This is a genomic window from Streptomyces guryensis (genome assembly GCF_021261325.1).
Taxonomy (GTDB): domain Bacteria; phylum Actinomycetota; class Actinomycetes; order Streptomycetales; family Streptomycetaceae; genus Streptomyces; species Streptomyces guryensis.
In genome coordinates this window covers 1-12,236 of sequence record NZ_JAJSBI010000060.1, presented here as the reverse complement: position 1 = coordinate 12,236, position 12,236 = coordinate 1, and the positions used below count along the sequence as shown (strand labels likewise).

Genomic DNA, 12,236 nt, shown 5'->3' with positions numbered 1-12,236 from the left:
GGACGACACACCCGTACACACCCTGCCCGTCCTCGACGACGCTCACCTTGACCAACTCCTCTGCATCGACACCGGTCGGGAGGTGCCTGGTGGCACGCTGCCCGAGTTGTTCGAGGAGCAGGTCGCGCGGACGCCGGACGCCACGGCGCTGGTCTTCGACGGCACTGAGCTGTCGTATCGCGAGGTGAGCGAGCGGGCGAACCGTCTGGCGCGTGTGTTGGTTGAGCGGGGTGCGGGTCCCGAGCGGTTCGTCGCCGTGGCCCTCCCCCGGTCGGCAGATCTGGTCATCGCACTGTTGGCAGTCCTGAAGACGGGCGCGGCCTACGTGCCTGTCGACCCGGACTATCCGACCGACCGCATCGCCTACATCCTCGATGACGCCGCCCCCATGTGCGTGGTCACCGCCGAGGGCGGCGGAGTCGAGGTCCCGGACGGCATCACCCGAGTTCTCCTCGACGAATACTCCGAGGCGGAGCTGCCGGTGTCCCTGGACCCGGGCACGCCGGCGTATGTGATCTATACGTCGGGTTCGACGGGTCGGCCGAAGGGTGTGGTGGTTGAGCATCGGTCGGTGGTCGACTACGTGTCCTGGGCGGTGGAGATGTATCCCGGGGTGCGTGGGAACGCGCTGCTGCATTCGCCGGTGTCGTTCGATCTGACGGTGACGGTGTTGTTCGCGCCGCTGGTCAGCGGCGGCTGCGTGGTGGTGGCCGACCTGGAGGAGGATCCGGCGGTCGAAGAGGCGTTGGCAGCTGTGCCGTTGAGCTTCGCGAAGGTCACGCCGAGCCATATCGCATTGCTGGACGCGTTGCCGGGTGTGTTCTCGCCGTCGGGTCATCTGGTGGTGGGCGGCGAGCAGTTGACGGGTGAGCAGTTGGAGCAGTGGCGGCGCGCCCATCCGACGGCCACCGTGGTCAATGAGTACGGCCCGACCGAGGCGACGGTGGGATGCGTCGCCTACCAGCTCGTGCCCGGTCAGCCGGCCCTGGCGGGTCCGGTGCCGATCGGTCGGCCTTCGTGGAACACCCGGGTGTATGTCCTCGACAGCGGTCTGTTGCCGGTTCCCGTGGGTGTGGCCGGGGACTTGTATGTCGCCGGCGAAGGTGTGGCGCGCGGTTACCTGAACCGTCCGGGTCTGACGGCGGAACGCTTCGTCGCCGACCCGTACGGTCCTCCCGGCTCGCGGATGTACCGCACAGGAGACCTCGTACGGCGGAACAGTGACGGCGAGTTGGAGTACCTGGGCCGCGTCGACGACCAGGTCAAGGTGCGGGGTTTCCGTATCGAACTCGGCGAGATCGAGTCCGTTCTGGCCGGCCATCCGGACGTCGCCCAGGCAACGGTGATCGTGCGCGAGGACCGGCCCGGCGACAAGCGGCTCGTCGCCTACGCCGTTTCCCCTGCCGATCCGCTCACACTGCGAACGCACGTGGCGAAGGTGCTCCCCGAGTACATGGTCCCGTCGGCGATCGTGCCGTTGGACGCGCTGCCGTTGACCCCGAACGGAAAGCTGGACCGTGGGGCGTTGCCGGCTCCGGAGTTCACCGCGCACACGGAAGGCCGTGCACCACGTACCCCACAGGAGAAGCAGCTGTGTGAGCTGTTTGCGGAAGTGCTGGGTGTCGACGAGGTCAGCATCGATGACAACTTCTTTGAGTTGGGTGGGCATTCGCTGCTGGCGACGCGTCTGGTCAGCCGTGTCCGGTCGGTGCTGGGTGTGGAGCTGGGCATTCGTGTGTTGTTCGAGGCTCCGTCGGTGGCGGGGTTGGTGGAGCGGCTTGCGGGTGCTGGTGTGGGGCGTGCGGTGTTGCGGGCGGTGGAGCGTCCGGAGCGGGTGCCGGTGTCGTTTGCCCAGCGGCGGTTGTGGTTCTTGAACCGGTTGGAGGGGCCGAGCGCGACGTACAACATTCCGCTGGTGGTACGGCTGCGGGGTGAGCTGGATCTGAAGGCGCTGGAACTGGCGTTGACGGATGTGGTGGGCCGGCACGAGAGTCTGCGGACGGTGTTCGTCGAGGTGGACGGTCAGCCGTACCAGCGGATCCTGTCGCTGGCGGAGGCGGCGCCGGCGCTGGTGGTGCGGGAGAGCGACCGTGAGCGGATCTCGGCTGACATCGCGGACGTCTCGGCGTACGCGTTCGACCTGAGCTCTGAGATTCCGGTACGGGTGTGGGCCTTCCGAGTAGCCGTGGATGAGTGGGTGTTGGCCGCGGTCATGCATCACATCGCGGGTGACGGTTGGTCCTTGGGCCCGTTGGCGCGGGATCTCGCGGCGGCGTACGGGGCGCGGTGTGCGGGTGCGGTTCCGCAGTGGGAGCCGCTGCCGGTGCAGTACGCGGACTACACCCTGTGGCAGCGCGAACTGTTGGGCGATGAGGGTGATCAAAGCCAGACGGAGTTCTGGCGGGGTGAACTCGCCGGTGCCCCAGAGGAGTTGGCGCTGCCGTTCGACCGCCCGCGTCCAGCGGTGGCCTCTCATACGGGTGGCGTGGTCGAGCTTGAGCTTGATGCCGCGGTGCACCGGAACGTGGTGGGTCTTGCGCGTGAGCGTGGGGCGAGTGTGTTCATGGTGGTGCAGGCGGCGGTGGCGGGTCTGTTGTCCCGGCTGGGGGCGGGTACGGACATTCCGATCGGCTCTCCGGTGGCGGGTCGTCTGGATGAAGCGCTGGATGACCTGGTCGGGTTCTTCGTGAACACGCTGGTGTTGCGGGCGGATGTGTCAGGCGATCCCTCGTTCGCAGAGCTGGTGGAGCGGGTTCGGGAGACCGATCTCAGGGCGTTCGGGGCGCAGGATGTGCCGTTCGAGCGTCTGGTGGAGGTGTTGAATCCGGTTCGCTCGATGGGCCGACACCCGCTGTTCCAGGTGGCCGTGGCGTTCCAGAACACCCCGGTGTCCGACTTGGTGATGCCGGGTCTCGAAGTGGAGATCGCAGCGGCCGGGGCACAGGTGGCGAAGTTCGACCTCTCCTTCAATCTCGCCGAGGTGTTCACCGAGGAGGGCGAGCCGGCGGGTATCCGGGGCGGCATCGAGTTCGCGACGGATCTGTTCGACCGGTCGACGATCGAGCGGATGGCGGGCTGGCTGGCGCGGTTCCTGGAGGAGGTCCTCGCAGCCCCCGAGCAGCCTGTCAGCCGGGCACGCATCCTCGACGACGCCGAACTGAGCCTGGTACTCCAGGAATGGAACGACACCGGCCACGACATCCCGGGTGTAGTCCTGCCCGAGCTGTTCGAGCAGCAGGTAGCGCGGACGCCGGACGCCACGGCGCTGGTCTTCGACGGCACCGAACTGTCGTACCGCCAGGTGAACGAGCAGGCGAACCGCCTGGCCCGTCTGCTGGCCGCGCGAGGCGCGGGTCCGGAACGGTTCGTCGCCGTCGCCCTGCCCCGCTCGTCGGACCTGATCATCGCGCTGCTCGCGGTGCTCAAGACGGGTGCGGCGTATGTACCCATTGACCTCGGCTACCCGGCGGATCGGATCGCCTACATCCTTCAGGACGCCGCGCCGATGTGTGCGATCACGATCGACGGCAGCGGAGTTGAGGTGCCGGACGGCATCGCCCCGGTCTTCCTCGATGCCCTCGACAGCGACTCCGAAGCGGATCTGCCGGTGTCGTTGGACCCGCGCACACCGGCGTACGTGATCTACACCTCGGGTTCGACGGGCCGCCCGAAGGGCGTCGTCGTCGAACACCGGTCGGTGGCCAACCTGTTGGCCTGGGCCGATCGCAGGTTCCGCTTCGCGGAGCTGTCCCGGGTCGTGGCCTCCACGTCCCTCAACTTCGACGTCTCCGTCTTCGAGATCTTCGCCCCACTGGTGTCCGGCGGCAGCATCGAGGTCGTACGGGACCTGCTGTCCCTGCCCGACCTCGACCCCGACACACTGTCCCGGAGTCTGGTCAGTGGCGTGCCCTCGGCCTTCTCGCATCTGCTGGCCGGCAGGTTGAGCGGTGCCCGTCCGCGTGCGGTGGCACTGGCCGGTGAGGCGCTGGCCGCGCACACGGTCCGTGACATCCGTGCGGCGATGCCCGGGGCCCGGGTCGCGAACATCTACGGCCCGACCGAAGCGACCGTCTATACCACCTATTGGCACACCGACACCGACACCGCGACCACCCCGCCGATCGGCCGCCCGATCGACAATGTGTCCACCTACGTCCTCGACGACGGCTTGAGCCCCGTACCGGTGGGCGTAGCAGGAGAGTTGTACATCGCGGGCGCCGGTCTGGCGCGCGGCTACCTCAACCGCCCCGACCTGACAGCGGAACGCTTCGTCGCCGATCCGTACGGCGATCCCGGTTCACGGATGTACCGCACCGGAGACCTCGTCCGATGGAACACCAACGGCGAGATCGAGTACCTCGGCCGTATCGACGACCAGGTCAAGGTGCGAGGTTTCCGTATTGAGCTGGGTGAGATCGAGTCGGTCCTCGCCTCGCACCCCGAGGTCACCCAGGCCACGGTGGTCGTGCGCGAGGACCGGCCCGGCGACAAGCGACTGGTCGGCTACGCCGTCTCCACCGCCGACCCGCAAGTCCTGCGGGCCCACGTGGCGAAGGCGGTGCCGGAGTACATGGTCCCGTCGGCGATCGTGCTGCTGGACGTGCTGCCTCTGACGCCGAACGGAAAGCTGGACCGACGGGCGCTTCCCGCGCCCGAGTTCAAGGCGAGCACGGAGGGACGTGCACCCCGTAACACGCAGGAGGAGATCCTGTGTGAGGTGTTCGCGCAGGTGCTCGGCATTGAGCGGGTGTCCGTTGACGACAACTTCTTCGAGTTGGGTGGGCATTCGCTGCTGGCGGTGTCTTTGGTGGAGCGGTTGCGTGAGCGTGGGCTGTCGGTGCCGGTGCGGTCGTTGTTCGTGACGCCGACGGTGGCGGGTCTCGCGTCCGGTCTGGGGACCGCGGACAAGGGCCTGTTGATCCCGCCGAACGGGATCGTCGAGGGCGTCGAAGTCATCACGCCGGAGATGGTGCCGTTGGCGGGGCTGTCGCAGGAGGAGATCGACAGGGTCGTGGCCCGGGTTCCGGGCGGCGTCGCGAACGTGGCGGATGTCTATCCGCTGGCGCCGTTGCAGGAGGGCATTCTCTTCCATCACCTGATGGGTGCCTCGTCGGGTGAGGACGCGTATGTCCTGCCGATGGTGCTCGGGTTCGATTCCCGGGCTCGGCTGGACGCGTTCGTCGCCGTGCTCCAGAGGGTGGTGGACCGGCACGACATCCTTCGTACGGCTGTGCTGTGGGAGGGACTGCGCGAGCCGGTCCAGGTGGTCCACAGGCACGTGGAGATCCCGGTCCACGAACTGCCGCAAGTCACCGATGTGCAGGGTCTGCTGGCGGCGTCCGGCTCGGCCATGGACATCACCGCGGCGCCGCTGGTCCGGGTCACCACGACGGGTTCGATGGCACTGATCCAGGTGCACCACTTGGTCCAGGACCACACGGCGGTGGACGTCCTGTTCACGGAGGTCCAGGCATTCCTCGAAGGCAGGGAAAAGGAACTGCCGCCGCCGCTGCCGTTCCGGAACTTCGTCGCCCAGGCGAGGTTGGGCATACCGGCGTCCGAGCACGAGGCGTTCTTCGCCGGTCAGCTCGGCGACGTCACGGAACCCACCGCGCCCTTCGGCATCACCGATGTACTGGGTGACGGCACGGAGATCGCCGAGGCCCGTAAACCCCTCGACGCGGCTACCGCCAGAGCCGTACGCGAGATGGCGCGGCGCTTGGGTGTGAGTGCGGCGACGGTGTTGCATGTGATGTTCGCGCGGGTGGTCGCCTCGGCGTCGGGTCGTGAGGATGTCGTCTTCGGTACGGTGCTGTTCGGCCGTATGCAGGCTGGTGCCGGCGCGGACCGGATCCCCGGTCTGTTCATCAACACGCTGCCGGTACGCCTCGACACCAGCAACAACCTGGGCGACGCCATCAAGCGAACCCAAGCCGATCTCGCGGAACTGCTGGTCCACGAGCACGCCCCGCTTGCATCGGCCCAGCGCATGAGTGCGGTGCCGACGGAAGCCCCGCTGTTCACCGCTCTGTTCAACTACCGTCACAGCGCCGCGGGCACCGGTGTCGACGTCGAGGGCATCGAGATCCTCTTCGCTCAGGAGCGCACCAACTACCCGCTGACGGTCACGGTGGACGACACCGGCGACGGCTTCGTGTACACCGTCCAGTGCGTGGACCCGATCGACCCGGACCTGGTGCTGTCCCTGTTGCACACGACCACCAGCCACTTGGTCCACGCCTTGGACGACACTCCCGTACACACCCTGCCCGTCCTCGACGACACCGAGCAGAACTTTGTGCTCAAGCAGTGGAACGACACCAGCCGTGACATCCCCGCCGCAGCTCTGCCTGAGCTGTTCGAGCAGCAGGTCGTGCGGACGCCGGACGCCACGGCACTCATCTGCAACGGCACGGAACTGACGTATCGCGAGCTGAGCGAGCGGGTGAACCGGCTGGCCCGGCTGCTGATCGAACACGGTGCGGGCCCGGAGCGGTTCGTTGCGGTCGCCTTGCCCCGGTCGACAGACCTGGTGATCGCGCTGCTGGCGGTGCTGAAGACCGGTGCGGCGTATGTGCCCGTCGACCCGGACTACCCCGCCGACCGCATCGCCTGCATCCTCGACGACGCTGATCCGATGTGCGTGATCACGGTCGGGGACAGCGGGGTCGGACTACCGGCCGGCACCACCCGGATCCTGCTGGATGATCCGGCGGTACAGCAGGCTCTCGATGCGCGGGCGGCCGGCGACCTGTCCGATGCCGAGCGGGTTGCCCCGTTGGGTGCGCGCGTGCCGGCGTATGCGATTTTCACGTCGGGTTCCACGGGTCGGCCAAAGGGCGTGGTGGTCGAGCATCGGGCGTTGGTGAACTTCCTGTGGTCGATGCAGGAGCGGTTCGGTCTGGGTGTGGGTGACCGGTTGCTGGCGGTGACGACGATTGCCTTCGACATCGCGGGTTTGGAGTTGTATCTGCCGTTGCTGAACGGTGCTGCTGTGGTGCTGGCGGCGTCGGAGCAAGTGCGTGATCCGCTGGCGCTGCGATCGCTGGTTTCCTCGGCTGGGGTGACTGTGGCGCAGGCGACGCCGAGTCTGTGGCATGCGGTGGTGGTCGATGCCGCGGATGAGCTGGCCGGGGTGCGGGCGCTGGTGGGTGGTGAGGCGCTGCCGGGTGAGCTGGCGCGCACGCTGCTGGCGCGGACGGCGTCGGTGACGAATCTGTACGGGCCGACCGAGACGACGATCTGGTCCACGGCCGACGAGGTCCGTGGGGATGCCGGCGGGGTGTCCTCGATCGGCGCTCCGATCGCCAACACGCAGGTGTATGTCCTGGATGCGGGCCTGTGCCCGGTACCGGTGGGTGTCGCGGGCGAGTTGTACATCGCCGGTGACGGTCTCGCCCGCGGGTATGTGAACCGTCCGGGTCTGACGGCGGAACGGTTCGTCGCCGACCCGTTCGGTGTGCCCGGCTCGCGCATGTACCGCACGGGGGACCTGGTGCGGTGGAATGCGAGCGGGACCATCGAGTACCTCGGCCGCATCGACGACCAGGTCAAGGTGCGGGGCTTCCGCATCGAGCTGGGCGAGATCGAGTCCGTCCTCGCCGCCCACCCCGACGTCGCCCAGGCCGCGGTGGTCGTCCGGGAGGACCGGCCCGGCGACAAGCGGCTCGTCGGCTACGCCGTCCCCACCGCCGACGCGGTACCCGACCCGCAAGCCCTGCGGGCGCATGCGGCGAAGATGGTGCCGGACTACATGGTGCCTTCCACAGTCATGGTGCTGGATGTGCTGCCGTTGACGCCGAACGGGAAGCTGAACCGGCGGGCCCTGCCCGCTCCCGAGTTCACCAGCAGCACGACCGGCCGTGCCGCGCGCACCCCGCAGGAAAGGCAAATGTGTGAGCTGTTCGCAGAAACACTAGGCGTCGACCGGGTCACCATCGACGACAACTTCTTCGAACTGGGTGGCCACTCGCTGCTGGCCACCCGTCTCATCAGCCGGATCCGAACGGTCATGGGTGTCGAGTTGGGGATCCGTGCTCTGCTCGATGCTCCGACAGTGGCCGGACTGGTAGAGCGGCTCGACGTGGACAATCCCGAGGACTCCTACGGGGTGCTGCTGCCGCTGAGGACCACTGGCAGCTCGGCACCGCTCTTCTGCGTGCACCCGTTGGGCTCTCTCGCCTGGGCCTACATGGGCTTGGCGGACCGGCTTGGGCCGGACTTTCCGGTCTACGGTCTCCAGGGCCGGGGCTTGCTGCAGCCGGAGCGGCAGCCCGGGAGCGTGACGGAGATGGCCGCCGATTACGTGGCGCGGCTGCGCACGGTGCAGCCGTCTGGGCCTTACCACCTGCTCGGGTGGTCGTTCGGAGGGAACGTCGCGCACGAGATGGCGAACCAGCTTGAGGAGCAGGGCGAGCAGGTGTCGCTGCTTGCGTTGCTCGACTCGGGCGCTGAATACACAGCCGCAGCCAATGGGTCGATCGTGGAACACGAGACGCTCGAGATGCTGTTGCAGGTCCTCGGGCACAAGCCCGGGGACGTGGGTGGCCCTGAGACCGGCAGGGATGCCACCGCCAGTCAGCTCACTCGGGCAGAGGTGATCGGCTTCCTGCGCCGCACCCAGCCTGACTGGCGAGACCGAGACGAAGCACGGATCAACGCGCTGGTCGACAGCGCAGAGAACAACGAACGGATCCTGAGTGACTTCAGGCCCCGCCGTCTGTCCTCGCGGGTGTTGTACATCGCTGCGGACCCGGCCAGGACCGGTGATCGCACGGCGGCGGACAAGTGGCTCCCGTACACCGACGGCGGCATCGTGCAGCATTCCGTGCCATACGAGCACGAGGCGATGATGAGCCCGGACTCGCTCTCGCACATCGTGCCCATCATCGCGGCTTCGCTGAGGGGAGCCTGACGGCGCGTAGACAGCGGTTAGGCAGGCTTCCCTTTCTGGGATTCCACATGCCCGGCCTTGGCGATGGGTTCAGCCCCGCCAAGGCCGAATAGCCGGCACGTCAAGTACACATGCACCATCCACACGGGGAGCAGAAGCATGAAGTTCGGAATCCTGGGGCAGTTGTCGCTGGTCGACAGTGATGGGCGGTCATGCGCACCTGGCGCCCTGAAGTTGAAGATCTTGCTGGCGAATTTCCTGGCGCGGCCCAACCGCATGATGTCCACCCATCAATTGATCGAGGAACTCTGGGACGGGTTCCCGCCCCGGACCGCGACAACGGCACTTCAGGTTTATATCTCCAATCTCCGTAAGATCCTGGGCGAGGGCGGTTCACGCTCCGAGCAGTCCTCCATTCTCACCCGCCCCCCGGGATATGTTTTCAGCCTGGCCGGCCACGACAGCGATCTGCAACAGTTCGAGCAAGAGCGGGACGAGGCTGGCCGACTTGAGGCCCAGGGGGATATAGAAGGCGCCTCGGCACTGCTGCGTCAGGCGTTGAAACTGTGGCGCGGGAGGGCCCTCGCTGACGTCCGTTGCACGCCGCGATTGATGGCGGAGGCGCGGCGCCTTGACGAGCTGTACATAACCTCCTACGAGAAGTCGACAGAACTCGACCTGAACCTCGGGCGGCATGCCGAACTGGTGGGAGGACTCTACGCGTTGGCGGGGGAGTACCCCTCCCGCGAACGAGTCCACGAATATTTGATGGTCGCCCTCTACAACGCTGGACGCCCCAGCGAGGCGTTGCGGGTTTACTCGTCGATTCGCAACTCGCTGAGCGAGCAGTCAGGGCTCACCCCGAGCCACCGTCTGCGCAGTCTTCAGCAGGCGATCCTGTCGCGGAGTTTCGATGTCCTGTCGATCAGGCCGCAGACCCCGATGCGGTCGATCGCGTGATCCAGCGCACCGGAACCCCAGAAGGGCCGGAGCCGGCCCGCCCAAAGGACTGAATCTTCATGCGCGAACTGTTCCGCATCCGTAACCTGCGTATCTGCATCCTGGGCAATACGGTGACCATGATCGGCGACAATGCCTTCTGGCTCGCCGCTTCCATCTGGGTCAAGGAACTGACCGGGTCGACTGCGCAGGCCGGCGTCGTCATCCTCTGCCTGACTCTGGGGACCATGCTCTCACCCGTCACCGGAGTGCTGGTCGACCGGTTCCGACGCAGACGGCTGCTGATGTTCACCGAGGTGGCCACCGCACTGTTGATCTTGTCGCTCGTTACTGTGGACGGCCCGGGCCAGGTCTGGCTGATCTACGTGATGATGTTCCTCTACGGGATCAGCTCTGCGCTCACCTCCGGTGCCTTCGTCGCCTTGCGAGAGCAGCTCATGCCCGCGGAACTCGTGAGTAAGGCCATCGGGCTCAGCCAGGCGCTGAATCAGGCCGCTCGGCTGATAACCCCAGGCATCGGGCTGGGTGTCCTGGCGGCCTGGGGCGGGCACACCCTGGCCGTTGCCGACGCGGCCACCTTCGGTGTGTCGGTGCTGTGCTGGTCGCTGGTGCGGATCGACGACCCGAAGCCGGTCCGGGGGGCGGACCGGGAGAGCTGGAGCCAGCAGGTCGTGGTCGGATTCCGATACTTGCTGACCACGCCGCTGCTGCGTCACCTGTCCCTCGCCTTGGCACTCGCCTTCTTCGCGATGGGCTTCTACGAGACGCTCGGCATCGCTGTGGTGACCGTCGGGCTGGGGCGTCCCGCGACCTGGGTAGGCACTTTGGTCACCGTCATGAGCCTGACCGGGCTGATCGGAGGCTTGCTCGCGCCGGCGCTCATCAAACGTGCCGGACCTGGGCGTACGGCGGCGGTCGGCTTGGGATTGTGCGCGGTCGCCGCCGGCTTCGTCGCAGTCCCCAACAGTGCGGTGGTGATCGCCGCTGCTGCGACCGTCGGGCTGTGCCTGGCACCGGTCGTGGTCAGTTCGATGACGGCGTTTCAGCTGTACACCCCGAATGAGCTGCTGGGCCGGGTGACCGGAGCAGCGAGCTTCATCATGACCGGGATGCAAGGCGTCGGCATCTTCGTCGGCGTCATGCTGATCGACGTGCTGCCCTACCAAGATCTGGTTTATTTGAGCGTCTGCATTCTCATCGTCGGCTCGTTGTACCTGGCAACCCGACCCGAGCAGCGTCGGCGTGTACTCCCGAACCAGGCAGGTGTGCTGGAAGACGAAGAGCCGAAAAGTGAGGAGCCGACCGGAACTGCGAAACGATGAGTGCATCAAGCTCATATCAAGCACGCCCCGAACGGTCGCTTTTTGTGGGTGGATATCGATGGATGAAACAGCTCATATTTCTGCGGTGATCTGCGCCGCCTTCCCCGACGTCACGATCAATGTAAGGTGATCGTGATCTCACCACGCAACTCATTGCTGGAGCACACCTGAATGTCTGTGAATGCGTCTGACTCCGCGATATGGCTGCGGCGGTTTGGCACGGTCGCCGGGCCCAAGCAGCGTCTGGTCTGTTTCCCCCACGCCGGAGGTTCCGCCAGCGCCTTCAGCAGCTGGCGCCGTCGGTTGCCTGTCGATGTCGAACTGCTGACGATCCGCTATCCGGGCAGGGAGGACCGGATCACGGAACCGTTCGTCGAGGACATGGACGAGATGGCCGACGAAATCGCCGCGGAGCTGGCCCCGTTGCTCGACAGCGGCTTGGTGTTGTTCGGGCACAGCATGGGTGCAGCCCTTGCCTTCGAAGTTGCATTTCTGCTGGAGGAGAACCATGGTCGGGGCCCAGCCATGGTCGTTGTTTCCGGCCGTAGCGGCCCCGGCACTGGGGGGCGCGACCTGCCTGATGACAACGACGAATCGGTCATCGACTTTGCCAAGTCTTTGGGGAACGTCAACTCGGCGGCGTACGACGACGAGGACCTTCGCCCGCTGCTGCTTCCGGCGCTCCGGGCGGACCTGCGCATGATCAAGAACCATTCTCCTCGGCCCGGCCGGACCATCAAGAGCCCGCTCTCGATCTATGTGGGAGACAGTGACCCGGACGTTACTGTCTCCGAGGCGTATGCGTGGTCGGACGCGTCGATCGGTGAATCAAGCATCAAGGTGTTTCCCGGGGGGCATTTCTACTTGGTCGACTCCGAAGCAGAAGTACTGGACGACTTGTCCGCGCGGCTGCGCAGCGCAAGGCTCACCAAGAGTTCCTACTCAGGTTGAACTCGTAGAGCCTGCGGGGTCGTGACGGTTCGTGATCCCTGCGGTACGACGGGATCGTGAGGTACGCGCAGCGGGGCGGGTATACGCCCGTCGAGCAGGAGAAGCGGGAA

The 12,236-nt window shown here is 66.5% G+C and carries 4 protein-coding genes; all 4 read left to right on the top strand.

Going from position 1 to position 12,236, the window contains the following annotated elements; translation table 11 throughout:
• Nucleotides 1-82 precede the first annotated feature (82 nt).
• The 4 genes from LJ657_RS47750 to LJ657_RS47735 all read left to right on the top strand — a co-directional run bounded on the left by LJ657_RS47750 (nt 83) and on the right by LJ657_RS47735 (nt 12,126).
• A complete protein-coding gene (locus LJ657_RS47750; protein ID WP_232656044.1) occupies nt 83-8,914 on the top strand; it encodes a non-ribosomal peptide synthetase in 8,832 nt (2,943 codons plus the stop codon).
• 138 nt (nt 8,915-9,052) lie between these two features.
• Nucleotides 9,053-9,853, top strand: a complete 801-nt coding sequence (locus tag LJ657_RS47745) for an AfsR/SARP family transcriptional regulator (protein WP_232656043.1) — start codon at nt 9,053-9,055, stop codon at nt 9,851-9,853.
• Between the two features lie 59 nt (nt 9,854-9,912).
• A complete protein-coding gene (locus tag LJ657_RS47740) occupies nt 9,913-11,175 on the top strand; it encodes an MFS transporter (protein WP_232656042.1) in 1,263 nt (420 codons plus the stop codon).
• 171 nt (nt 11,176-11,346) lie between these two features.
• The gene (locus tag LJ657_RS47735) at nt 11,347-12,126 is read left to right on the top strand and encodes a thioesterase II family protein (protein ID WP_232656041.1); all 780 of its coding nucleotides are present in this window, start codon (nt 11,347-11,349) and stop codon (nt 12,124-12,126) included.
• The last annotated feature ends 110 nt before the right edge of the window (nt 12,127-12,236 follow it).